Raw genomic sequence first — 22,580 nt, 5'->3', positions numbered from 1 at the left:
GCGATAGGGTGACTTGGGCGGACAATCCGCGCGATCCGCCGCGCATCCGTCGTAATCGAAGTCGAACTTACGTCCGGGAGGACCTTGTGAACAGCACTGAGACCGCCACCCTTTTTCAACACCCCGACCGCAACCTCGCCATGGAGCTCGTGCGAGCCACCGAGGCCGCCGCTATCCGGGCTGTTCCCTTCATCGGCCGCGGCGACAAGAACGCCGCCGACAAGGCCGCCGTCGACGCGATGCGCGTCTTCCTCGGCACCGTCAACTTTGACGGACTCATCGTGATCGGTGAGGGTGAAAAAGATGATGCCCCCATGCTTTTCAACGGCGAGCACGTCGGCAATGGCCGCGGCCCCGCCTGCGACATCGCCGTCGATCCCATCGACGGCACGAGTCTCACGGCCGCCGGCCGTCAGAACGCCATCTCCGTCATCGCTGTCTCGGACCGCGGCACCATGCTCGACGCTTCCTCGATCTTCTACATGGACAAGATAGTCACCGGTGCGGCCGGGCGCGGCGTCGTCAGCCTCGACCAGCCGATTGCCGACAACATCCGTGACCTGGCCCAGGCCATGAAGAAGCCGGTGGGGGAAATCACCATCGCTGTACTCGACCGCCCCCGCCACGCCGGCCTGATCGACGCGATTCGCAGCGCCGGTGCCGGTACCCGTCTGATGCTCGACGGCGACGTTGCCGGCGGCATCAATGCTGCCCGCTACGAGACCCGCATTGACATGTGCGTCGGTGTTGGCGGAAGCCCGGAGGGCATCACCACGGCCTGCGCGCTCAAGGCGCTTGGCGGCTACATGCAGGGACGCCTCGCCCCGAAGGACGACGCAGAACGCGCCAGAGGCGTCGCGGCCGGGCTCGACATCGACAAGCTGCTCGAGATCGACGACATGGTCAGCGGAGACAACACGTTCTTCGTGGCGACGGGTGTGACCGATGGCGGACTCGTCGACGGTGTGCGTCGCAAGGGCCCGATGATTCGCACCGAAAGCATCGTGCTGCGCTCACGTTCGGGCACGTCCCGTCGTGTCATCGCGGAGCACCTCGCCGAGAAGTGGCTGTAAGCGCCCCGATCAAACGCTGGTTCGTCACCGAAACTGCACGCCTCGAGTCTGTTCGTTCAAACCCGAGACGTGCAGTTTTTCGATTCAAACTTCTGCGTCGTGCTTCGAACTACACACGTACGTCGGTGTCGGTGAAGTCGGTCAGGTCCAGTTCGACGGCATCGACTTCATCAACATCAACATCAAGTTCATCGACAGCGAGTTCACTGACAGCGAGTCCATCCGGGTCCGGCTCGGCGGTGTCCAGTTCGGCGGTGTCCAGCTCTGCCGCGTCCACACCGGATGCCGGTGCCTCCAATTCGGGCGCGGTCAGTTTGCGCGGTGAATCGTGAATGATGGCCGGTTCGGTGAGCAGCCCGATCTTGGTCTGGTCAATCCCCGGAAACTGCCGGGCGGTCACGAGCACCCGGGACTCCAGCGAGTTGGCGAACTTGTTGTAGCTGTCCACCGTGCGCTCCAGCGCTTTGCGCAGCGACTCGGCATGGCCCGACAGCGCACCGAGTCGCTGGTACAAGGCGTTGCCGAGGTCGAAGAGTTTCTGCGCCTCATCGGTCACCGCCTGCTGCTGCCAGGTGAAGGCCACCGTCTTGAGTACCGCCCACAGGTTCACCGGCGACGCCAGAGCCACCCGCTTACCGAACGAGTAATCCAGAATCGACGGGTCAGCCTCGAGCGCTGCCGACAGCAGGGATTCGCTCGGAATGAACGCGATCACGAACTCCGGGCTGGCATCGAACCCTTCCCAGTAGGTCTTCTGGGCCAGGGCATCGATGTGAGCGCGCACGGCCTTGACGTGCTTGTCGATCAGTACCTTGCGACGTGCGCCTTCCTCGCCGGTGGCCGTATAGGGAATGGTGCTCGCCTCGATGTAGTGCTCGAGCGGAACCTTGGCGTCGATCGCGATTGACTTGTTGCCGGGCAGGCGCACGACCATGTCCGGGCGGCCGAGCCCGGCATCCGTGCTGATGTTGGTCTGCGTAGTGAAATCCACATACTGGGCGAGGCCGGCGGCTTCGACAACGCGCCGCAGCTGGGTTTCACCCCAGACGCCGCGGGTGCTGTTGGAACGCAGCGCGCTCGCGAGTGATTCGGTTGTCACCCGTAGCTGCTGGTCAGAAATTTGGGCCTGCTTGAGCTGCTCCGAGAGCGAACCGTACTGTGCGCTGCGCTGGGTTTCCAGCTCGGTGACCTTCTCCTGCATGGTGCGCAGGGTCTCACGCACGGGGCTGAGGGCCTCCAGCACGAGGTGTTCGCGCTTCTCCCGCTCGGACTGCAACTGCTGGTCAGAGCGTTGCCGTTCGACGGTCTCGCGCGCCCGCGCACGGTCATGGTCGATCTGCGCGGTGAGACCGTCGACCGTCGCGAGCGCGGCCGATAACTCACTCTGCAGGGCGGCGCGAACGGCTGCCTCGCCGGCCCGGGCCTCGGTGAGGGCCACCTGATGGCGTGCCTCAAGAACGGCGGGGTCGTCCACGACCGGGTCGTCGCCGGCAGCGCCCGAGCGGCGACGTTGCACCAGTACCAGAGTCAGCAGGGCGCCCAGGGCAGCGCCGATGATGAGACCGACAAGCAAATTCAGCAGTGGATCCATGCTTGAAGTCTGCCAGCGCCCACCGACATCGCCGAAATGACACTCGGATCAAGCGAATTGCTGACGCAGCCTGACTAGCTGAGCGCCATCGGACCGTGCGTCTGTGCGTGTTCCCTGGTGGCTACCGGCCCGATGACGCCGACCTTGACCCGGGTCACGTGGGCGAGCTGCTCAAGCGTGTCAACCTCGTGGCGTTTGGCCGCGTGAATGATGATGGCCGCGCACGCCTCGGCGTCGGCGAGAGCGTTGTGGTGCGAAAAGTCCTCAAAACCGGCCGCCATGGCCGCAACCGGCAGCCGATACGACTCCAGATGATAGGTGCGGCGGGCCACCTGCAGGCTGCAGACATAGCGAATGTCGGGCACCGGCTGACCGGTCACGAGCGACGCCGTCTTGATCACGCCGAGGTCGAACCCGGCATTGTGGGCCACAAGGTCGTCGCCGTCGACGAAGGCGACCAGGTGCTCCAGTTGCTCGCTCCAGGTGGCTGCACCCACGACATCCGCCGCCGTAATGCCGTGAATGCGGGTGTTCCACTCGGAGAAAGCGTCGTGGCCGGGCGGCGGCTGAATGAGCCAGTAGGCCGAATCGACGACTATGCCGTCACGCACTTTGACCATCCCGACAGAGCACGCCGAGGCGCTCGAGGAGTTGGCGGTTTCGAAATCGATCGCGGTGAAATTCAGCACCCCCTATGTTCTCACGGGCCACCGACAGAGCCCGCGTCTCGAGCTGCCGGTAGAATGATCTCTCGTGGCTCTTACTATTGCAATCGTCGGACTGCCCAATGTTGGCAAGTCCACCCTCTTCAACGCCCTGACCAAGAACAACGTGCTCGCAGCGAACTACCCGTTCGCGACGATCGAGCCCAACGTTGGAATCGTGAACCTTCCCGACTCGCGCCTGGCCGACCTGGCAACCATTTACGGCAGCAAGGCCCTGCTGCCGGCACCGGTGTCGTTCGTCGACATCGCTGGCATCGTGCGTGGCGCGAGCGAGGGGGAGGGGCTCGGCAACAAGTTCCTCGCCAACATTCGCGAAGCGGATGCCATCGCCCAGGTCATCCGCGGCTTCGACGACCCCGACGTCGTCCACGTCGACGGCAAGGTCAACCCGGCTGGCGACATGGAAACCATCAACACCGAGCTGATTCTCGCCGACCTGCAGACCCTCGAGAAGGCCGTGCTGCGCTTCGAAAAAGAGGTCAAGGGCCGCAAGCTGCCCGCCATCGTGCTGGAGACCGCGCTCAAGGCGCAGGCCATTCTCGACGGCGGCCAGCCGCTGTCCTCGGCCACGCTCGACATCGAGCCGATCCGCGAACTCGGCCTGCTTACCGCCAAGCCCTTCATCTATGTCTTCAACGTCGATGAGGCCGTGTTGCAGGACCAGGCCAGGCTCGACACCCTCGCCGCGCTCGTCGCTCCGGCGAACGCCGTGTTCCTCGACGCGAAGCTTGAGTCCGAGCTGAGCGAACTCAACGCCGAAGACGCCGCCGAGATGCTCGCCTCGACCGGTCAGGCCGAGAGTGGACTCGACCAGCTCGCGCGCATCGGCTTCGACACCCTCGGCCTGCAGACCTATCTCACGGCCGGCCCCAAAGAGTGCCGCGCCTGGACCATTCACAAGGGTTGGACCGCGCCGCAGGCCGCTGGAGTCATCCACACCGACTTCCAGAAGGGTTTCATCAAGGCGGAGATCTTCTCCTTCGAGGACCTCATGGCAGCCGGTTCGATTGCCGAGGCCCGTTCCAAAGGCAAGGCGCGCATCGAGGGCAAGGAATACGTCATGCAAGACGGCGACGTGGTGGAGTTCCGCTTCAACGTGTAGAGGGCATGCCTTTGGCGGCAAGAAAGATACGGTCGGGGTACCGATTCTGATCGGTGGTGCCGCATCACCTCCAAACGACGTGGTCTGTGTCAGAGCGAAGACGGGCCCGCGTGGTCGGGCCGGGATCGAGTCGATTCTCACGCAGAGCGGAGTTCTCGTCGGGGTAGCGGCGTTCATCGGCCGCGGCCGTGGCCGCGCAAAGGTGGCGGACCTGCTCGCGGAAACCCGCGTGGTGACGTTGACCGGTTCGGGTGGTTGCGGAAAGACGCGGCTGGCAATGGTGGTCAGCGGGGATGTAGCGGCACGCTTTACCGACGGGTCCGTTGGGTCGATCTGCAGACGGTGAGCGAACCCGGCCGGGTGGCGCAGGCCGTCGCTGAGGGCGTGGGCGTTCGCTCCGGCTCGCTGGTTGCTTCAGCGGAGGCGGCGCGGCTGTTCGAGGTGCGAGTTAGGCTCGTGGACTCGAAGTTTCGGATCGATGATGGCAATGCTCGTGCCGTGGCCGAGACCTGCCGGCATCTGGATGGGGTCCCGTTGGCTATCGAACTGGCGGCGGCGTGCTCACGCCGAGACAGATCGCAGCGGGGTTGTCTGATCGGTTTGGACTGCTGACCGGAGGGTTGCGAGGAGCCCCGCACCGGGATAGCCAACAGCACCGTGCTGGATCTGGTCACGGGTCTGGTTGAGCAATCACTCTTGCAGGTAGTCGAGCGTCAGGGGAGAGCACGCTATCGGCTGCTGGAGACGATATGCCACATGGTTCTCTGGCGCCACCTCTGGGTTCGTGACCTAAACGCTGGGGATGTGCGTCTGCAGGCGGTGGTCACCGATCGATGCGCACCACCGAGTAGGGAGTGTCGGGCGCCGGGGGAGTGCCGAAGCGCGCATTCGGGAGGTAGAGCCCGTTGCCAAACCTCGCGATCGTCGTGGGCACCTGGAAATCGGGGTCCGTGTACCGGTCGATGAGTTCGCCGCTGGTCCCGGCTGCATTGAGGCGGATCACGGCGACGGTGTTCAACTGATTCTGCACGACGTACAGGGTGCGCCCGGCGACGAGCAGCCCGTCACCGTTGGGAAGCAGGACCCCACCCAGATCAACGACCGCGGCGACGCCGGTCTCGGGGTCGACTCGGAACAGAATGCCCGTGGACGACTGGATGACCAGGAGCGCTTGATGGTTGGGGGTCTCCGCGATGCCGTTCGCGTTGAAGCCCGGCTGTTGCATCCAACTGCCCGACAGGGGGACGACTTCGATCGCATCCGCCCCAGGGAGCGCGCCGCCCGGTCCGAGGGGGAGCTTATAGAGCTGCGCCTGTTGGCTGTCGGTGAACCATGCGGCGTCGCGAGTCACAACGACGTCGTTCACGAACGTTGGCGCATCGGTGAGGGCGTAGCTCTGCAGGAGGTCGCCCGTGGCGGCATCCACGACCCGCGCCTCGCCGGTGGGCCCGCCCGCGATGAAAAGCCGACCGCGGTTGTCGATCTTCAGGCCGATCGACGGAGTGCCCGGGCCCTCGAGGGTCGTGATCTCCTCGCCGGTACGCACGTCGAAGACGTAGACGTCGCCGCCGGCGAGTGAGCCGACGTAGGCAGTGCCGCGCGGGCCGATCGCGATTCCCTCGGGCTGGAATCCGTCGGGAAGCGCGATAACATCCTCGAAATGACCGGACCGTGACTGCGTTGCGGCGTGGACTGCGGGTATCCCTGAAACAAGGAAAAGAGCACCCAATGCGGCGGCGGACAGTGTGCGTGCGACGATGCGACTGATCATGGCGATAACAATAGTCCGGCTCGGGCGCTGCCAATAGGCCTGATCGGCCTCGGGCGAAAATCACCGGGCCGGTCGTTAAATCGTGTGGTCACAGGAGACCGCCGCCGCGCCTGATCGTTCGTTTCGACGAGCGGGAGGAACAATTGCAGCATAGGAAGAGTGGTATATGGATCCGGAACCAGATCGCGTGCCAGAGTGATGTCGCTCATTCTCGTTCCGCCCCCCTTTGGGCCCAAAATCGACGCAATTTCACCGGCCGTGGCTGAAGGCTACCGTGCCGCTGAGGCCATGGCTGTGCCTTGGCAAGCGATTTCTGTCGTCACGTTGCCTGGTGACGCAATCCGGTGGAGTTCCGCTTCTAAAACTAACCTCTGCAGCGCCGCGCGCGTACACGCCGGGCTACTCGCTGCCCTCGGAATTAAACCGGCGATGTGATGGACAAGTGATTTGGCTGGGCACCGATGTCCCGCGCCAGGACTGGGCAAATCGAATTTCGTGAACTACCCGCACTCCTGATGTTCTTGGAACTGGATGAATCTGTTCCAAGAACTCCGCCCAAAAAGAATGGCCTCCGAGATTTTGGAGGCCATTCGTTGTTTTTCGTGCTGTTTTCGATGTGCGGACGGGCGGTTTTCCCTTGGATGTGCTCGGGACTATGGGGTAAGTGGAAATTCGCGACCCTGATCCCATAGTTGACCCATTTCCGGCGAGACGGCTGGTCCGGGCTTGCACTGGTTTGACGGGTGAGACGGAGCCTTGCGGCTAGGTTTGCAAGGGTCTTGAGAGTTCTGCGCCGTCGGGGGAACCGGGGAATCTCTTGAGCGGCCAATTCGCTTTGTAGTTGGAATGGCCTTCGCGGTCCCTGCGGCGCGTTACTGGGCGGTTTCTACCGAATGTCGCCTCGTCGCCGAAGGTCATCGTTCCGAGAGCCTACGTCGAAATGACGGCTCCACTATTTCCAAGAGTGCGATAACGCATGTGGTTTCCTCCTCGCATATTTGGAACACCGTGCGGCCGGAATTTCCAAACTCGGTCTATTCCACAATGCTCTATTCGCCGGTTCTGCGCGACGACATCGTCGAGGGTGGGCCGATGCTGGAACGGCTTTTGCTGAGGCACGCTCGGTCCGATCCCCAACACCACCCACTGCGAAGGTCTTGTCCGACTCCAAGGGTCCGTTGACGGCGGTTTCTTTCACGCGTATCCTAAGCCGCAGAATTCCGAAATGAAAGGGGTCGTCACTATGCCGCAGTTCATGGATGTTCACCACAACATGGCGGGGTTGACCGAGGAAGGTTTGAAGGCGGCGCACGACGCTGACCTGGCGATACAGGGTGATGAGAATGTGATCTTCAAGCAAGCGTGGGCTGACCCGGAAGCTGGAGTTGTCTACTGTTTATCGGAGGCGCCGTCTCAAGAGGCGGTTCAGCGCATTCATGAGCGCGCTGGTCACCCCGCCGATGAGATCCACGCGGTGCCGTTCGCCGTCTAAGCCTCGATCCACCGGTCAGCGTGGCTGAGCCGGGTCACCGGCGTTTGATCTGAGGTTTCTGGTGGTGGGCATGGCGGTGCGGTCGGCCTTGCTGCCGGTGGTGGTCCTAGTCTGGTTGCGCCCTTGGGCTGGGTGGTCGGATGGTGGCCGTTTGTGGCGGGCCGCAGGCCGCCGCGAACAGGGCTGTTCAGCCGGTTTCCCAGGGCCAGCTGGCCGGGAGGTGCAGGACGTGTTTCCGGGCCGAGGTCGACTCCCCAAGGACGGATGACGTACCCCAGCTGTATAGAAAGGTCGCCGACCTTCTCGCATTGAGCGCGGAGTCGGTTCCAGCTTCCGCCCGCGGGAGCGAGGCATCACAGAAGATCTTGCGCACTCTTGTGACTACGGTTGGAACGCTTGCCGAGCTGCGCAATGAGCTCGGCATTGATCACGGCAAGTCTGAGCGGAGCGCTGCCCTGGCTCGCCATGCCAGGTTGGCACTCAATGTCACAGTCACCGTCGCCGAATTCATTCTTGAAACCTGGCAGGATCGACTCGACTCAGGCCAGTTGAATGATCACGCTCGATAGAACTAAGGGCAGGGATCGCCAGAGGCGACATGGAATCAACCGAAGTTGTGCGTCGACTGGACCGCGGAGAAAGACGCTGATGAGCTAGCCAGTTGGCCATCGACGAACACGACACAGCCACGACTTAGGCCCGACTCGCTTGGGAACTGAAACTGGATGGGCTTGGTGTGAGCGGTCAGGCGTTCGAGAACGGGCATGCTCGACTGAAAGTCGATCAGGTCAGTGCAGGTGTGCGCTAGCGAGGCTCGTCACGGTCTGACTTGGGCAGCGATGGCTCTAAGTATCGTTCGCTGGCGTATTGTCGTTTTGGTATTAGTGATCGTTGATGTCGCCGCACTTGACGTTAATCGGCTACGGAACGCGGTGGAGTTCAGGTTCAACGTCTAAGCTCGACCGTTTCGCGTTCGTCATCACAGCAGCATCAATCGAAGGAGACCATCGTGCCTGTCATCGCCATCATCGGAGCCGGACCGGGACTCGGCGCAGCAGTTGCGCGAAGGTTCGGGCGCGAAGGCTTCTCAATTGCCCTGATCGCCAGGAACCAGTCGAAACTGGACGCCATGGCAGCCGAGCTCACCGCTGCCGGCTTCACCGCGGGTGCTTACGCTGCGGATGTCCGCACGCCGGCGTCGCTCGAAGCGGCCCTTGCGAATGCGGCGGCAGAGCTTGGGCCCATCACCGCGCTGCAATATAGCCCGCTCCCGTCGCGCGATTACCTGAAGCCGGTGCTTGAGATGACTCCCGAGCTGGCGTTAGAGGCTCTGCAGTTCTCTGCCCTCGGGCTCATCCACGCGGTGCGTGCAGTGCTCCCGGCGATGCGTCAGGCAGGTAGCGGCAGCATCATCATGATCAACGGTGGAACCTCCGTGAAGGCCCGTGCCGACTTCGCCGGCACATCGGTCGCCTTCCCGGCCGAGAGCGCCTACGGCGAGATGCTCCACGATGCCCTCGCGGGTGAGGGCATCCGTGTCAACCAACTTGTGATTCCCGGCGGCATCCCACAGCTTCAGCTTGCCAACGGCATCGACGGGGTCGCCGATCGCATCTGGGACCTCCACGCCGTTGCCGGTCCGTTCCGCACCATGCTCATCCCGCTTGAGGACGGTCGGGAGTAGGGCAGCAGCAGCTGCCCGACTCTCAATTGGACCGTACGGCGAGAGCAAAGTCACTTCACTGACGTCGATCGGTGACGAAAAGTTCTGGAGTTCCGCTTCAACGTGGAGTCCGTTTTCATATTGGGTACCACGTTGACTGGCGCGGACCAGTGCGGCCAGTACGCCGGTGGCTCTTGACCGCACCTGTTGTCCGTTCGCTGAGCTTGGTGGGCGCGAGTCGCCAGCTGTTCAGCGGTGGCACAATGGGCACATGACGCTGCACCTCACCGGCGATGACGCCGCCGACGCTCTCCTGAGTGAGAACCCGTTCGCGCTCCTCGTGGGTATGCTCCTCGACCAGCAGATCGCGATGGAAACCGCTTTTGCCGGCCCGGCCAAGATTCAAGACCGCATCGGCAGCCTGGATCCCGCCGTGATCGCGTCCTACGACGCCGAGGCATTCGTCGCAGTTTTTCGGCAGTCGCCCGCCGTGCACCGTTTTCCCGGATCGATGGCCAAACGCGTGCAAGACGTCGCCGAAGTCATCGTGCAAAACTGGCACGGCGATACCGCCTCGATCTGGACCGCTGACAACCCCACCGGCCCCGAGACTCTCAGCCGGCTCAAGGCCCTGCCCGGGTTCGGCGAGCAGAAGGCGAAAATCTTTCTCGCGCTCCTCGGCAAACGACTCGGGGTCGACGCGGCCGGCTGGCGCGAGGCATCCGCTCCGTATGGCGAAGAGGGCGCGTTCCGGTCGGTGGCCGATATCGTCGATCCCGAGTCGGTGACCCGAGTGCGTGAGACCAAGCGGGCCGCAAAGGCAGCTGCGAAGAAGGCCTGATGTGCCGAGTGGATGCGAGTCGGCTCAGGACCGCGCTCGGCGGCGCGCGCCGGAATAGTGAACCCCTGCCAACGTTGTAGTCAAGGCGGCACGCATCCGTTTCGTCGGTGTCAGCATTCGTTCGAAGGACTTATCCCATGTCACCCTCCGCTCCTGCCCGTCGCGCTCTCGTTGTCGGCGCAACCGGAATTGCCGGTTCAGCCGTGCGCGATCGGCTGCTCGCCGACGGGTGGCCCGTCTCGACGCTGTCCCGATCGGCGGCTGTGACCGTTCCCGGTACGCGCCAGATTCAGGCCGATCTCCGTTCCGCCACCGATTTGGAGCGCGCCCTGCGGGATGAACACCCCACCCATGTGTTCTTCACGGCGTGGTCCCGCCAAGACAATGAAGCCGACAACATTGCGGTGAACGCGGGAATGCTCCGCGACCTTCTCGCTGCTCTAACGCATACCAAGGTCGAGCACGTTGCACTCCTGACCGGCCTCAAGCATTACCTGGGACCGTTCGAGGCATATGCGGCCGGTGCAATGGCCGACACCCCCTTTCACGAGGAAGAACCGCGGCTGCCCGTCAACAATTTCTATTACGCGCAGGAAGACGAACTCTGGGCGGCCGCAAGGCGCCAGGGATTTGCCTGGTCGGTGCACCGCGCCCACACGGTGATCGGGTACGCCGTCGGAAACGCCATGAACATGGGCCTCACCCTGGCCGTTCAGGCCACCATTTGCCGTGAACTCGACCGCCCGTTTGTTTTCCCCGGTTCAGAAATGCAGTGGAACGGCCTGACCGATATGACGGATGCCGGCCAGCTCGCCGACCACATGGTGTGGGCAAGCACAACGCCCGGCGTCGAAAATGAGGCCTACAACATCGTCAACGGCGACGTGTTTCGGTGGCGGTCCATGTGGCCGCGCATCGCGGCTTACTTTGGTGTGACCCCGGAGGGTTTCAGCGGCGCGCCGCGGCCCCTGGACCTGCAAATGGTGGCCGCTGATGTCGTGTGGCGGTCGATCGCCGATAAATATGACCTTGTTGAGCCCGACAGCGCACGCCTGGCGTCATGGTGGCACACCGACGGTGACCTCGGTCGCAATATCGAAGTCCTGACCGACATGAGTAAGAGCCGGGAAGCCGGTTTTCCTGGCTACCGACGCACGGACCGAGCCTTCACCGACCTGTTTGACCGTCTTCGCCGCGAACACCTTATTCCGGGCGCGACGCAGCAAACCGAACCGGCGAAGCGACAGGCTTAGGCTCGCATGGGGGGTCCCCATTTCGCGATGGGCGACTTCGCCGGCGACCATTATCGCCCGCCGAACAATGCCAGGATGCGCATCTATCGCAACGTTCGGTTTTCGAATTGTTCGGGTGTCAGCCCGGTCAGCGCGCGTGCGTGACGCGCCCCCGACCGACCGACCAGACCACCACGACCGCGACGAGCGCCATGGCAGCGAGGCCGAGCCCGGCGTAGCCGGCCAGAGCCAGAATCGGCCCAGCGAGCGCGCCGCCGAGCGCACCGGCCGCGTTCATGGAGAGGTCAGAGAATCCCTGCAGCGAGGATTGATCTTCTATCTCGACGGCCTCCGAGACGAGCGCTGAACCGGCCACAACGGATGCCGACCAGCCCAGTCCCAGAAAGACCAGGCTCACGGTCATGGTGCCCTGGGATCCGTCGCTGAGCCAGGCCACGGTGAGCGCGACCAGCAGAAGGACCTGACCGCCGAGAATCACCGGCAGGCGACCGAGCCGGTCGGAGAGTGCGCCGAATACGGGGGACAGGGCGTACATGCCAGCCACGTGCAGGCTGATGGTCAGCCCGATGATGGTGAGCGAGGCGCCGTGGTCGCGAAGGTGTACCGGCGCCATCGACATCAGGGCCACCATGGTGGCGTGGCTGAGGGCAATGACCGCCACGGCATACCGGGCCGCCGCATTGCTCCTCAGAATCACCAGGCCGCCGCTGGCTCGGCGGATGCCCGCGCTCGCCGTGCGCGCCGCCAGAGCGGTCAGCAGGGGGTCGGGTCGAAGCCCGAGCGCGTAGACGATCGCGGCGGTGATCGTGGCGGCGAGCGAAAATGCGAAGGCCCCGGTCATCGCCGGCAGTCCGAGGGCGGCGCCGAGCACCTCGCCCGGGCCGAACAGGTTCGGGCCGAGCACAGCGCCGATGGTCGTCGACCAGACGACAATCGACAGGTCGCGGGCGCGAAAGCGTGAGGAGGCGAGGTCGGTGGCCGCGAACCGGGCTTGCAGGTTCGTGGCCGATCCGACACCGAGCAGCATCAGGGCGAGCAGCAGTAGGACGAAATTGTCGGCCGACACCGAAGTGATTGCGAGCACGGCGCCGGTGCCGGCCACGAGCGAACCAGTGGCGAGTGACACGCGGCGCCCGTTCGCCTGTGCCAGACGAGCGAGCGGCACGGCGACGATCGCGGCCCCGAGGGTGCTCATGGTCGCGGCCATGCCCGACCAGGCGCTCGATCCCGACAGCGCTGCGGCAAGCAGCGCGCCCAGCGACAGGGTCGCTCCCATGCCGATCCCGCCGAGGATCTGCCCGGTGATGAGCACGCGCACAACGCGCTTTTGGAGTTCTGTGTGCCGCACCGGCGCCTGCGGCACAGGCATCGGCGCGGAGGTGTCGTCGTTCATGGTCTAGATCCCCTGGTTACGGCCTCGGCAGGCCACTGCTGCACCGCCTGAGGCTCACTCTAGCGAGCAGCAGGCACGGACCCCGTGCAGTCAATGAGACCATGGAGTAATGACCGGAACACTCGTGGCCAGGGGCCTGGCTGGTGGCTACGCGCACCGCACCCTTTTTGAATCGCTCGATCTCACCGTCGCCCCCGGCGACGTTATCGGAGTCGTCGGTGCGAACGGGGCGGGCAAATCCACCCTGCTCAACCTTCTCGCCGGCCTGGGCGTCCCGCAAGCCGGAACCATCACCCGCAGCCCAGCGGATGCCTTCGTCGGCGCTCTCCCGCAGGAGCACGAACGAGTCCCCGGCGAGACCATCGCCGGTTACATTGCCCGGCGCACGGGCTGCGCCGAAGCAACCCGCGAAATGGATACCGCGGCATCCGCTCTCGGAGATGCACTGCCGCACCCAGGGGCACTCGACCCGGCCGAAACCTACTCGACCGCGCTCGAGCGCTGGCTGGCCAGCGGCGCTGCCGACCTCGATGAGCGGCTGCCCGTCGTTCTCGCCGACCTCGGCCTCGCGCTCGGCACCACACTCACCGCCGACAGCCTGATGACGGCGCTCTCCGGAGGCCAGGCCGCGCGCGTCGGGCTCGCTGCCCTGCTGCTCTCCCGCTTCGACATCGTGCTGCTCGACGAGCCCACCAACGACCTCGACCTCGACGGACTCGAACGACTCGAAGCCTTCGTCAGGGGCCTCCGCGGCGGCGTCGTGCTAGTCAGCCACGATCGCGAGTTTCTCGCCCGCTGCGTGACCCGGGTGCTTGAACTCGACCTCGCCCAGGGCTCCAATCGGGTGTTCGGCGGCGGCTACGACTCCTACCTCGAGGAACGCGAAACGGCCAGGCGGCACAATCGGGAGAACTACGACGAGTTCGCCGCCAAGAAGGCCGACCTCGTCGGCCGGGCCAGAACCCAGCGGGAATGGTCGAGTCAGGGCGTGCGCAACGCCATGAAAAAGGCACCAGACAACGACAAGATCCGGCGCAAAGCCTCGGCCGAATCGAGCGAGAAGCAGGCGCAAAAGGTGCGCCAGATGGAAAGCCGCATCGCCCGCCTCGACGAAGTCGACGAGCCCCGCAAGGAGTGGCAGCTCGAATTCACCATCGGGTCAGCCCCACGCTCGAGCGCTGTCGTGGCCACCCTGAGCAACGCCGAGTTTCGGCAGGGCGACTTCGTGCTCGGGCCCGTGTCGCTGCAGGTTAACGGCGGCGAACGCATCGGCATCACCGGTCCCAACGGCGCCGGCAAGTCCACCCTGCTGCGCGCCCTGCTCGGTCGTCAAAAAGCTGATGTCGGCAGCGCGCACCTGGGCGCCAGCGTCTCGATCGGAGAAATCGACCAGGCCCGGGCACTTCTGGCGGGCGGGCTGCCCCTGGCCGCAAGTTTCGAGCTGCTCGTTCCCGAGCTTTCTCCCGCCGAGGTGCGCACGCTCCTGGCCAAGTTCGGGCTCAAAGCCGATCAGGTAAACCGCCCGGTCGACGGGCTGTCGCCGGGGGAGCGCACCCGGGCCGGACTGGCCCTGCTTCAGGCACGCGGAGTCAACCTGCTCGTGCTCGACGAACCCACCAACCACCTCGACCTCGCCGCTATCGAACAGCTCGAACAGGCGCTCGCCTCCTATGAGGGCACGCTGCTACTCGTCACCCACGACCGGCGGATGCTCGACAATGTGCACACCGACCGGCACTGGAACGTCGATGCCGGCCAGGTCACCGAGCTTTAGACGCCTGTTTGCAGACCACTCAGCGCGACTGGCGCTTCTTGCCGAGTTTGGGCTGGCCCTTGACCGCGGGAGCGCGGCCCTTGCCTTTATTAGCCTTGGCCTTGCCGCCGCCCGGCCCGCCGCCGGACTTACCGGCACCGCCGCCGGACTTACCGGCACCGCCGCCGGACTGCGCGCCGCGCCCGGTGGCCTGTGCCAGCTCGAGGCGCGCGTCGGCCAGAAAGGCAACGCCGATCTCGGTGAGCGTCGTGCTCTCGGCGGAACGGTCGAACAGGGCGTAACCGAGTTCGGCCTCGACCTGCTTCACCGATGCGCTGAGAGTGTCCCTGGAGACGCCGAGCGCCAGCGCGGCGCGGGCAAAATCGGAAGCCTCAGCGGCGGCCACGAAGTGCCCAAGCAGGGTGATGTCCACGAACAGCCTCTCGTCGGTTTGCGCGGGTTAACCGCTAGACCTTCTAGGCTACGCGTCGAAAACGCCACCGCCCACCGAAAACAGCCACCGGCAACACGCGGCGGGGGCTTGGCGCGACGCCGCCGACGTGCTTCGCTGGGTGCATGACGACGATGCCGATGTTCCCCCTGGGATCCGTGCTGTTCCCCTATATGCCCCTGCAACTGCGGGTGTTTGAGGAACGGTACCTCGTCATGCTCGCGCGCGTGCTCGATTCGCCGCCGGCCGAGTTCGGTATCGTGCTGATCGAGCGTGGCCAGGAGGTCGGCGGCGGTGAACGTCGGTTCAGTATCGGCACCGTCGCCCGGATCACGCAACTTGAAGCGCCCGAAAGCTACCTGGGCCTGGTCGTTCAGGGCGAGCGCAGAATCGAGGTGACCGAGTGGATGCCGGAAGACCCGCATCCGCTTGCCACCGTGCGCGAGCTGCCCGACCTGGAATGGGACGACTCCCTGCTGCCCCGCCGGGAACAGGCGGAACGACTCGTGCGTCGCACCCTGTCGCTGGCGAGTGAATTCGCCAACCAGGAGTGGTCGCCCGATGTGGCGCTCTCCGACGATCCCACCGCGGCCGCCTGGCAGCTCGCCGCGATCGCCCCGGTCGGGCCTATCGACCAGATCGCGCTCCTGCGCTCCGACTCGATGGCGGCCCTGCTCGACAACATTATCGAGCTGACCGAGGCTGCGGGTGAGTCTTTGGCCTGGTGAGCAGTTGACTGTGCCGCCGAAAATAACCACCCATGCACGGCTCGGCGACGAACGTCTGCGCGGGCCGGTGTCTAATGGTGCGTATGGAACAACTGCCAGCCTCCGGCGCGATCATCGGTGCCGACGGCCTCGCCCGCCCCGCCTGGGCCTCCGTCGACCCGATGTTGCGTGACTACTACGACACGGAGTGGGGCGTGCCCGTGCGCGATGAGCACGGCCTGTTCGAGCGGATCAGCCTCGAGGCATTCCAATCCGGGCTGTCCTGGGCGATCATTTTGCGCAAGCGCCCCGCGTTTCGCGCAGCCTTCGCCGACTTTGACCCCGAGCGGGTCGCCGCCTTCGATGAGGACGATGTTGCCCGGCTGCTGGATGACGAGAAAATCGTACGAAACCGCCTCAAGATTCGTGCCACGATCGCGAACGCGCGCGCCACTGTCGCCCTCCGCAACAGCGGCGGCCTGGTCGGTTTCGTCTGGTCCTTCCAACCAGATGCCACGCTCGCGCCGCTGACGCAGTCCGACGTGCCAACCCGCTCCGCGGCATCCGTCGCACTGTCGAAAGCACTGAAGGAAGCCGGCTTCGTCTTCGTTGGACCGACCACGATGTTCGCCCTCATGGAAGCGATCGGCATCATCGACACCCACCTCGTCGACAGCCATCGGCGTGGATCTTCGGGGGTGTGGAGCCAGGCTCCGCGGCATCTCAGCTGAACACCGGCCCGCGGGTGCCGACGCTGATCCAGATGAGCAGGTTTGTGTCCATGATTCTGCCGCCTCTTTGCAAAGACAGGGACAATCATCAAACTCCTGCTTCACGAAACATTCAACGAACGCCCAGCTGGCCTGGCGGGTGAACGTGCGTGGGGGAAGAAACAGTCCGGGCGGAGCGCTAGGCTGATCGCAGAACGGCGATAACTGAACATCGGGTCATATGGACGATGCGGGAGAGTTCGGCGCGAAGGCGTGCGAACACCGAAGGAGCAATCCTCCCCGACAATCTCTCAGGTACTCGTACCGCATCGAACTGACCACTCTGAAAAGTAGATTGGACACGCTCCGCGTGTTTCACGGTCTCGCCCACGGTGAAAGTCAGTGCGTCCGCGCTGGTGAAGCTCTCAGGCACGAGCGACAGAGGGGGAGTTCCCACGAGGCTCAATCGAGCCTTGCACACAAGCGGCCGCACCTGTTCGGCCCTGTCACCCGGAGAACTCATGACCTCGGCCGATTCCAGCACTCCCGCTAGCACCGAGCGGTTCTCGCCGCTGCACCAGGCGCACGTCGACGCCGGTGCGAGCTTCACCGACTTCGCCGGCTGGCAGATGCCGGTGCGCTACTCGAGCGATCTCGCCGAGCACCACGCCGTGCGCACCGAAGCCGGTCTGTTCGACCTGTCACATATGGCCGAGATTCTGGTCGAGGGTCCGGATGCCGCCGCCTACCTCGACTTCGCGCTGGCGGGCAAGCTCTCGGTCATCGAGCTGTGGCAGGCCAAGTACAGCCTGCTCCTCGTCGAGGACGGCGGCATCATCGACGACCTCGTCGTCTACCGCCTGGGCGATACGAAGTTTCTCGTTGTCGCCAACGCCGGCAATCGGTTCGCTGCCTTCGACGCGCTGCGCGCCCGGGCGGACGGCTTCACCGTCAGCGTCGTCGACCAGAGCGACGATTACGCCCTCATCGCCGTGCAGGGCCCGAACGCCCTCGCCATTCTTGACGCTACCGAGGGCCTGACCGACCTCGGCACCGACCTGCACTTCATGAAGTACTACCGCATCACGGGCGGCTCCTTCCGCGGCCAGCCACTGCTGGTCGCCCGCACCGGGTACACCGGCGAAGACGGGTGCGAGTTGTACCTCGCGGCCGCGCGAGCCCGAGAGCTGTGGGACGCACTCAGGAGCGCCGGCGCGGATAAAGGTCTCGTTCCGGCCGGTCTCGCCAGTCGCGACACCCTCCGGCTCGAAGCCGGTATGCCGCTCTACGGTCACGAGCTCACCCTGAACACCTTCCCGGCGCAGGCGGGCCTCGGCCGGGTGGTCAACCTGGGCAAGGAGAACGACTTCGTCGGCCGCGTCGCGAGCGAGGCGGGGCCGGAGGCGGGGGCATCCGTTTTGGTGGGACTGATTGCCACCGGCAAGCGTGCCGGGCGTGCCGGCTACGAGATCTTCCGCAGCATCGATGCAGAGACCCGGGACGGCGTGATCACGAGCGGCGCCCTATCGCCGACCCTCGGCTACCCGATCGCCATGGCCTACGTCACTCCCGACCTCGCTCGCCTCGGCACCGAGGTTTACGTCGACGTGCGGGGCACCCGCATCCCCGCCACCGTCACCTCGCTGCCGTTCTATAAGCGCGTCAAATAGCTCGGCCCTGTCGAAATAGCCCTGAATCCGTTCACCCTGCGAAAGGCAACACCATGACAGACACATCGAAACTGCACTACACCGCCGAGCATGAGTGGATTCTGGTCGACGGCAGCATCGCGACCGTGGGCATCACCGCCTATGCCGCTGAGAAGCTCGGCGACGTGGTCTTCGTCGAACTGCCCGAGGTGGGCAGCACGGTCGCCGGCGGCACGGTCGTCGGTGAGATCGAGTCGACCAAGTCGGTCGGCGAACTGTTTGCGCCGGTCAACGGCACCGTCACCGCCACCAACGACCAGGTGGTCGAGAACCCGGAGCTCGTCAATAGTGATCCGTTTGGTGAGGGCTGGCTGATCAAGGTTGAATTCGAGACCCTCCCCACGTTGCTCAGCTTTGCCGAGTATTCCGCTTTGATCGGGGAGTGACGCACACAATGACCCAGGCTTTCGCGCAACGTCACATCGGAACGGATGTTGACGCCCAGTCCCACATGCTCGCCACGCTCGGCTACGACTCCGTGGACGACCTTGTCTCCGCCGCCATGCCGGCCTCGATTCACGCTGATCTGTTTCGGCAGGATGGCGACAGCGCCCTCCCGCCCGCCGCGACCGAGAACGAGGCCGTCGCCGAACTGCGCGCCCTGGCCAGCCGCAACACGGTCAAACGCTCCATGATCGGTCTCGGCTACTACGACACGTTCACGCCCGCCGTGATCAAACGCAACGTGTTCGAAAACCCCAGCTGGTACACGGCCTACACGCCCTACCAGCCCGAGATTGCACAGGGCCGGCTCGAAGCCCTCATCAACTTTCAGACCATGATTGCCGACCTCACCGGTCTGACCACGGCTAACGCGTCGATGCTCGACGAGTCGACGGCGGTCGTCGAGGGCATGCTGCTGGCCCTGCGCGCGTCCAAATCCACCTCACGCCGATTCATCGTCGATACGGATGCCTTCCCGCAGACCCACGCGCTGCTCGCCAACCGCGCCGCCGCGCTTGACATCGAAATCGCCCAGGTCGCGCTCAGCGAGCAGACCACGGCCGAAGATCTCGGCGACTATTTCGGCGTCTTCGTGCAGTACCCGTCGGCATCCGGTCGCATCTGGAACCCGCAAGCGGTCATCGATCTTGCGCACGAGCGCAAGGCGCTCGCCGTGGTAGCCGCCGACCTGCTGGCTCTCACCCTGCTCAAGTCGCCCGGCGACCTCGGCGCCGATGTCGCCGTCGGCACGAGCCAACGCTTCGGCGTGCCGATGGGCTTCGGCGGACCACATGCCGGCTACATGGCCGTGCGCAAGGGTCTCGAACGCCAGCTGCCCGGCCGCCTCGTCGGTGTCAGCGTCGATGCCACCGGACATCCGGCCTACCGCCTTGCCCTGCAGGTGCGTGAACAGCACATTCGCCGTGACAAGGCCACCTCGAACATCTGTACCGCCCAGGTGCTGCTCGCCGTCATGGCCGGCATGTATGCCGTCTATCACGGGCCGAACGGCCTGAGAGCGATCGCCGAACAGGTGCACGAACGAGCAGGGGCCCTCGTTGCCGCCCTGCGCGCGATCGACGTCGATGTGATCAACGACACGTTCTTCGACACGATCTCGGCCTCCGTACCGACCAAGGCGGCCGAGATCGTAGCGAAGGCCGCCTTGAGCGGATACAACCTGCGCCAGGTCGACGCGACCACCATCAGCATTTCGGTCGATGAGACCACGACGCTCGCCGACCTGTCGTTCGTCGTCGGTGCGTTCGGCGGCCGGAGCGCGTTCGGGCACGTTGACTTTGACGCCGTGCAGGCCGGACTGCCGACCGACCTCGACCGCGAGAGCACGTTTCTCACCCACCCGGTGTTCAACACGCACCGCTCTGAGACCAGCATGATGCGCTACCTCAAGCGCCTCGCCGACTACGACTATGCGCTTGACCGGGGCATGATCCCGCTCGGCTCCTGCACCATGAAGCTCAACGCGGCGAGCGAAATGGAGGCCGTCAGCTGGCCCGAATTCGCCGGTGTCCACCCCTTTGCCCCCGCGGCGGATGTCGAGGGCTACCTGCATCTCGTGCGTCAGCTCGAAACCTGGCTGAGCGATGTCACCGGCTATGACTCCGTCTCGCTGCAGCCCAACGCCGGCAGCCAGGGGGAACTGGCCGGTCTCCTGGCCATCCGCGGGTATCACCTGTCCAACGGGCAGACCGACCGCACGGTCTGCCTGATCCCGTCGAGCGCGCACGGCACCAACGCGGCATCCGCTGTGCTGGCCGGCATGCGCGTCATCGTCGTGGCCTGCGACGAGCTCGGCAACGTCGACCTGGCGGATCTGCACGCCAAGATCGCCGAGCATGCCGACAACCTCGCCGCGCTTATGATCACCTACCCCTCGACCCACGGGGTCTACGAGCACGAGGTCGCCACCATTTGCGAGGCCGTGCACGCCGCCGGCGGGCAGGTCTACGTCGACGGTGCCAACCTCAATGCGCTGCTCGGGTTCGCCCGCTATGGCGATTTCGGCGGCGATGTCTCGCACCTGAACCTGCACAAGACCTTCTGTATCCCGCACGGCGGCGGTGGGCCCGGTGTCGGCCCGGTCGCAGCCAAGGCACACCTCGCACCGTTCCTGCCCGGGCATCCGCTCGCCCAGAGCGACGAGCACTACCTGCTCGGCAGCGCGGGAGCCACGGCGACCGTCGTGCACGCCGGCGGACCGGTCTCGGCGGCGCCCTATGGTAGCCCGAGCATCCTGCCTATCTCGTGGGCGTACGTGCGCATGATGGGAAACGACGGCCTCAAGCAGGCCACCGGGGCAGCCGTGCTCGCCGCCAACTATGTCGCGAAACGCCTCGAAGACAGCTACCCTCTTCTCTACTCAGGGGAAAACGGCCTCGTCGCGCACGAGTGCATCCTCGACCTGCGCCCGCTCACCGCGGCCACCGGCGTGAGCGTCGACGACGTGGCCAAACGCCTCGTCGACTACGGCTTCCACTCGCCGACGATGAGCTTTCCGGTCGCTGGCACGCTCATGGTGGAACCCACCGAGAGCGAAGATCTCGGCGAGATCGACCGTTTCATCGACGCCATGATCGCGATTAAGGCCGAAGCGGATGCCGTCGCCGCCGGCCGCTGGCCCGCCGATGACAACCCGTTGCACAACGCCCCGCACACCGCGCAGGCGGTGATCGAGGGGGAGTGGGAGCACCCGTACGACCGGGCCACAGCGGTCTATCCTCTCGCGAGCCTGGTGCGGGGCAAGTACTGGCCGCCGGTGCGGCGCATCGACAACGCCTACGGCGACCGTAACCTGGTCTGCGCCTGCCCACCGCCCGAAGCATTCGAGTAGGAGCTCGCCACCGCCACGTTAGCTGGCCGGGGCAAGCAGCCCCGGCCACCAGGCCAGCGCGAGCGGGTAGCCGACAAACGAGAGAATGTCGAGCAGCCAGTGGGTCAGCACGAGCGGCATGGTGCGCCCCCACCGGGTGTAGCACCAACCGAACACAACGCCCATGGCGATGTTACCGAAGAACGGCCCAACGCCCTGGTACAGGTGGTAGCTGCCGCGCAGTGTGGCCGAACTCAGGATGATGATCCAGGGTGACCAGCCAAGCTCACGCAGGCGGGTGAACAGGTAGCCGACCACGATGATTTCCTCGACCAGCGCGGCTTTCAGCGCGGCTAAGACCAGAATCGGTATGGTCCACCAGAACGTGTCGAGCGGCGAGGGCACCACAGCCACGGTGAAACCCAACGCGCGCCCCGCCAGGTACAGTGCAAGGCCCGGAATTCCGATGATCAGCAGCAGTCCGAACCCGCCCAGCACGTCCTTACCCGGTCGGGTCAGGTCGAAGCCGAGCCGGGTGAACGGGTTCTGCCCGGGCCGCCAGAGCAGAAACATCACCAGAGCCACCGCTGCGAGCCCGAACGCAATGCCGAGAAACTGGTAGGTGAAGTCGAGCCACTCGCGCGGCGACTGCGAACCGTTCAGCGTCGCCGACTGGTCGGCGAGCGGCGTCGTATCGGTCAGCCTTGCCACGATCGCCACGATCGAGTACACCGCCGACGCCCCGAGCGACAGGGCGAGAACAATGCCGATCTCCCAATAGTTCCGGGAACGGTCGAGCCGGGAACGAGGCAACAGGGATGCTTGCGGCATGGCTCTATCCTGCCACCCCGTCATCCCCGGGCGCCCGCTTCACGATCACAGAGGGTGCACCACCGGTTCGGGGTCACCCCGCAGCATATGTGCAAAAGCAGGCTCCTTGACGCTCAATAGTTGCCGAATAGATTGCGCGTCGATAACATTCTTCGCCCCATTACCCATTCTGGGCATATAACAAACTAGGGTCGTAGCAACCCCCCCAATCTTGAGTTGGTTCCTTTGCGGCCAAAATTGG

19 protein-coding genes and 2 riboswitches are annotated in these 22,580 nt (G+C 64.8%); of the genes, 13 read left to right on the top strand and 6 right to left on the bottom strand.

Features of this window, described 5'->3' with window-relative positions:
- The first annotated feature begins 140 nt into the window (after positions 1-140).
- Positions 141-1,073 (top strand): class II fructose-bisphosphatase, encoded by a 933-nt coding sequence (gene glpX / locus E3N85_RS14015; protein WP_134464558.1) that lies wholly within the window; start codon positions 141-143, stop codon positions 1,071-1,073.
- Between the two features lie 109 nt (positions 1,074-1,182).
- Here the strand turns inward: glpX and rmuC are convergent, their stop codons facing one another.
- Both rmuC and E3N85_RS14005 read right to left on the bottom strand, forming a co-directional pair.
- Positions 1,183-2,664: a DNA recombination protein RmuC gene (gene rmuC, locus E3N85_RS14010; RefSeq protein ID WP_134464164.1), complete on the bottom strand. Its 1,482-nt coding sequence runs from the start codon at positions 2,662-2,664 to the stop codon at positions 1,183-1,185.
- A gap of 74 nt (positions 2,665-2,738) precedes the next feature.
- Positions 2,739-3,353 (bottom strand): exonuclease domain-containing protein, encoded by a 615-nt coding sequence (locus E3N85_RS14005; protein WP_134464162.1) that lies wholly within the window; start codon positions 3,351-3,353, stop codon positions 2,739-2,741.
- Between the two features lie 64 nt (positions 3,354-3,417).
- Between E3N85_RS14005 and ychF the strand changes: the two genes are divergently transcribed.
- Complete coding sequence (ychF, locus tag E3N85_RS14000) at positions 3,418-4,491, top strand: redox-regulated ATPase YchF (RefSeq protein WP_134464160.1); 1,074 nt, start codon at positions 3,418-3,420, stop codon at positions 4,489-4,491.
- Between the two features lie 823 nt (positions 4,492-5,314).
- Here the strand turns inward: ychF and E3N85_RS13995 are convergent.
- The gene (locus E3N85_RS13995) at positions 5,315-6,262 is read right to left on the bottom strand and encodes a superoxide dismutase (protein ID WP_134464158.1); all 948 of its coding nucleotides are present in this window, start codon (positions 6,260-6,262) and stop codon (positions 5,315-5,317) included.
- Between the two features lie 1,225 nt (positions 6,263-7,487).
- Between E3N85_RS13995 and E3N85_RS13990 the strand changes: the two genes are divergently transcribed.
- From E3N85_RS13990 to E3N85_RS13970, 5 genes are all read left to right on the top strand, one after another.
- Positions 7,488-7,754: an SCO4226 family nickel-binding protein gene (locus E3N85_RS13990; RefSeq protein ID WP_198412118.1), complete on the top strand. Its 267-nt coding sequence runs from the start codon at positions 7,488-7,490 to the stop codon at positions 7,752-7,754.
- A gap of 140 nt (positions 7,755-7,894) precedes the next feature.
- A complete protein-coding gene (locus tag E3N85_RS16880) occupies positions 7,895-8,323 on the top strand; it encodes an abortive infection family protein (protein WP_134464156.1) in 429 nt (142 codons plus the stop codon).
- A gap of 440 nt (positions 8,324-8,763) precedes the next feature.
- Positions 8,764-9,438 carry an SDR family oxidoreductase gene (locus E3N85_RS13980; protein ID WP_134464154.1) on the top strand — a complete coding sequence of 225 codons (675 nt, stop codon included), beginning with the start codon at positions 8,764-8,766 and terminating at the stop codon, positions 9,436-9,438.
- A 250-nt stretch (positions 9,439-9,688) separates the two neighbouring features.
- Positions 9,689-10,258, top strand: a complete 570-nt coding sequence (locus E3N85_RS13975; RefSeq protein ID WP_134464152.1) for an HhH-GPD-type base excision DNA repair protein — start codon at positions 9,689-9,691, stop codon at positions 10,256-10,258.
- A 137-nt stretch (positions 10,259-10,395) separates the two neighbouring features.
- Positions 10,396-11,511, top strand: coding sequence for an SDR family oxidoreductase (locus E3N85_RS13970; protein ID WP_134464150.1), 1,116 nt, complete (start codon positions 10,396-10,398; stop codon positions 11,509-11,511).
- A 127-nt stretch (positions 11,512-11,638) separates the two neighbouring features.
- Here the strand turns inward: E3N85_RS13970 and E3N85_RS13965 are convergent, their stop codons facing one another.
- The gene (locus E3N85_RS13965; protein ID WP_241978514.1) at positions 11,639-12,904 is read right to left on the bottom strand and encodes an MFS transporter; all 1,266 of its coding nucleotides are present in this window, start codon (positions 12,902-12,904) and stop codon (positions 11,639-11,641) included.
- Positions 12,905-13,013: 109 nt separating this feature from the next.
- Between E3N85_RS13965 and E3N85_RS13960 the strand changes: the two genes are divergently transcribed.
- Positions 13,014-14,678 (top strand): ABC-F family ATP-binding cassette domain-containing protein, encoded by a 1,665-nt coding sequence (locus E3N85_RS13960; RefSeq protein WP_134464148.1) that lies wholly within the window; start codon positions 13,014-13,016, stop codon positions 14,676-14,678.
- Positions 14,679-14,697: 19 nt separating this feature from the next.
- On the opposite strand, the gene E3N85_RS13955 is transcribed toward E3N85_RS13960, so the two are convergent.
- The gene (locus E3N85_RS13955; protein WP_134464146.1) at positions 14,698-15,090 is read right to left on the bottom strand and encodes a LysR family transcriptional regulator; all 393 of its coding nucleotides are present in this window, start codon (positions 15,088-15,090) and stop codon (positions 14,698-14,700) included.
- A 143-nt stretch (positions 15,091-15,233) separates the two neighbouring features.
- Between E3N85_RS13955 and E3N85_RS13950 the strand changes: the two genes are divergently transcribed.
- The 5 genes from E3N85_RS13950 (at position 15,234) to gcvP (ending at position 21,529) form a co-directional block, all read left to right on the top strand.
- Positions 15,234-15,836: an LON peptidase substrate-binding domain-containing protein gene (locus E3N85_RS13950; protein ID WP_134464144.1), complete on the top strand. Its 603-nt coding sequence runs from the start codon at positions 15,234-15,236 to the stop codon at positions 15,834-15,836.
- Positions 15,837-15,919: 83 nt separating this feature from the next.
- Positions 15,920-16,546 (top strand): DNA-3-methyladenine glycosylase I, encoded by a 627-nt coding sequence (locus tag E3N85_RS13945; protein ID WP_174722492.1) that lies wholly within the window; start codon positions 15,920-15,922, stop codon positions 16,544-16,546.
- Between the two features lie 220 nt (positions 16,547-16,766).
- Positions 16,767-16,862: riboswitch (glycine riboswitch) on the top strand.
- Positions 16,863-16,977: riboswitch (glycine riboswitch) on the top strand. It begins immediately after the preceding riboswitch.
- A gap of 69 nt (positions 16,978-17,046) precedes the next feature.
- Positions 17,047-18,195 carry a glycine cleavage system aminomethyltransferase GcvT gene (gcvT, locus tag E3N85_RS13940; RefSeq protein ID WP_134464140.1) on the top strand — a complete coding sequence of 383 codons (1,149 nt, stop codon included), beginning with the start codon at positions 17,047-17,049 and terminating at the stop codon, positions 18,193-18,195.
- Positions 18,196-18,248: 53 nt separating this feature from the next.
- Positions 18,249-18,620: a glycine cleavage system protein GcvH gene (gene gcvH, locus E3N85_RS13935; RefSeq protein ID WP_134464138.1), complete on the top strand. Its 372-nt coding sequence runs from the start codon at positions 18,249-18,251 to the stop codon at positions 18,618-18,620.
- An 8-nt stretch (positions 18,621-18,628) separates the two neighbouring features.
- Positions 18,629-21,529 carry an aminomethyl-transferring glycine dehydrogenase gene (gene gcvP / locus E3N85_RS13930; RefSeq protein ID WP_134464552.1) on the top strand — a complete coding sequence of 967 codons (2,901 nt, stop codon included), beginning with the start codon at positions 18,629-18,631 and terminating at the stop codon, positions 21,527-21,529.
- Positions 21,530-21,547: 18 nt separating this feature from the next.
- On the opposite strand, the gene E3N85_RS13925 is transcribed toward gcvP, so the two are convergent.
- Positions 21,548-22,339, bottom strand: a complete 792-nt coding sequence (locus E3N85_RS13925; protein ID WP_134464136.1) for a CPBP family intramembrane glutamic endopeptidase — start codon at positions 22,337-22,339, stop codon at positions 21,548-21,550.
- Between the last annotated feature and the right edge of the window lie 241 nt (positions 22,340-22,580).

Source organism: Cryobacterium sp. Hz9, assembly GCF_004402825.1.
Classification (GTDB): Bacteria; Actinomycetota; Actinomycetes; order Actinomycetales; family Microbacteriaceae; genus Cryobacterium; species Cryobacterium gelidum.
This window is presented reverse-complemented; position numbering and strand designations above follow the sequence as displayed.

Excerpts from the sequence above, each read along its gene's own strand:
- gcvT (WP_134464140.1), top strand. The coding sequence starts at position 17,047 with ATGACCTCGGCCGATTCCAGCACTCCCGCTAGCACCGAGCGGTTCTCG.
- rmuC (WP_134464164.1), bottom strand. The coding sequence starts at position 2,664 with ATGGATCCACTGCTGAATTTGCTTGTCGGTCTCATCATCGGCGCTGCC.
- gcvP (WP_134464552.1), top strand. The coding sequence starts at position 18,629 with ATGACCCAGGCTTTCGCGCAACGTCACATCGGAACGGATGTTGACGCC.
- E3N85_RS13925 (WP_134464136.1), bottom strand. The coding sequence starts at position 22,339 with ATGCCGCAAGCATCCCTGTTGCCTCGTTCCCGGCTCGACCGTTCCCGG.
- E3N85_RS13970 (WP_134464150.1), top strand. The coding sequence starts at position 10,396 with ATGTCACCCTCCGCTCCTGCCCGTCGCGCTCTCGTTGTCGGCGCAACC.
- E3N85_RS13965 (WP_241978514.1), bottom strand. The coding sequence starts at position 12,904 with ATGAACGACGACACCTCCGCGCCGATGCCTGTGCCGCAGGCGCCGGTG.
- E3N85_RS13950 (WP_134464144.1), top strand. The coding sequence starts at position 15,234 with ATGACGACGATGCCGATGTTCCCCCTGGGATCCGTGCTGTTCCCCTAT.
- E3N85_RS13990 (WP_198412118.1), top strand. The coding sequence starts at position 7,488 with ATGAAAGGGGTCGTCACTATGCCGCAGTTCATGGATGTTCACCACAAC.
- E3N85_RS13995 (WP_134464158.1), bottom strand. The coding sequence starts at position 6,262 with ATGATCAGTCGCATCGTCGCACGCACACTGTCCGCCGCCGCATTGGGT.
- E3N85_RS16880 (WP_134464156.1), top strand. The coding sequence starts at position 7,895 with ATGGTGGCCGTTTGTGGCGGGCCGCAGGCCGCCGCGAACAGGGCTGTT.
- E3N85_RS13945 (WP_174722492.1), top strand. The coding sequence starts at position 15,920 with ATGGAACAACTGCCAGCCTCCGGCGCGATCATCGGTGCCGACGGCCTC.
- E3N85_RS13975 (WP_134464152.1), top strand. The coding sequence starts at position 9,689 with ATGACGCTGCACCTCACCGGCGATGACGCCGCCGACGCTCTCCTGAGT.
- E3N85_RS13960 (WP_134464148.1), top strand. The coding sequence starts at position 13,014 with ATGACCGGAACACTCGTGGCCAGGGGCCTGGCTGGTGGCTACGCGCAC.
- glpX (WP_134464558.1), top strand. The coding sequence starts at position 141 with ATGGAGCTCGTGCGAGCCACCGAGGCCGCCGCTATCCGGGCTGTTCCC.
- gcvH (WP_134464138.1), top strand. The coding sequence starts at position 18,249 with ATGACAGACACATCGAAACTGCACTACACCGCCGAGCATGAGTGGATT.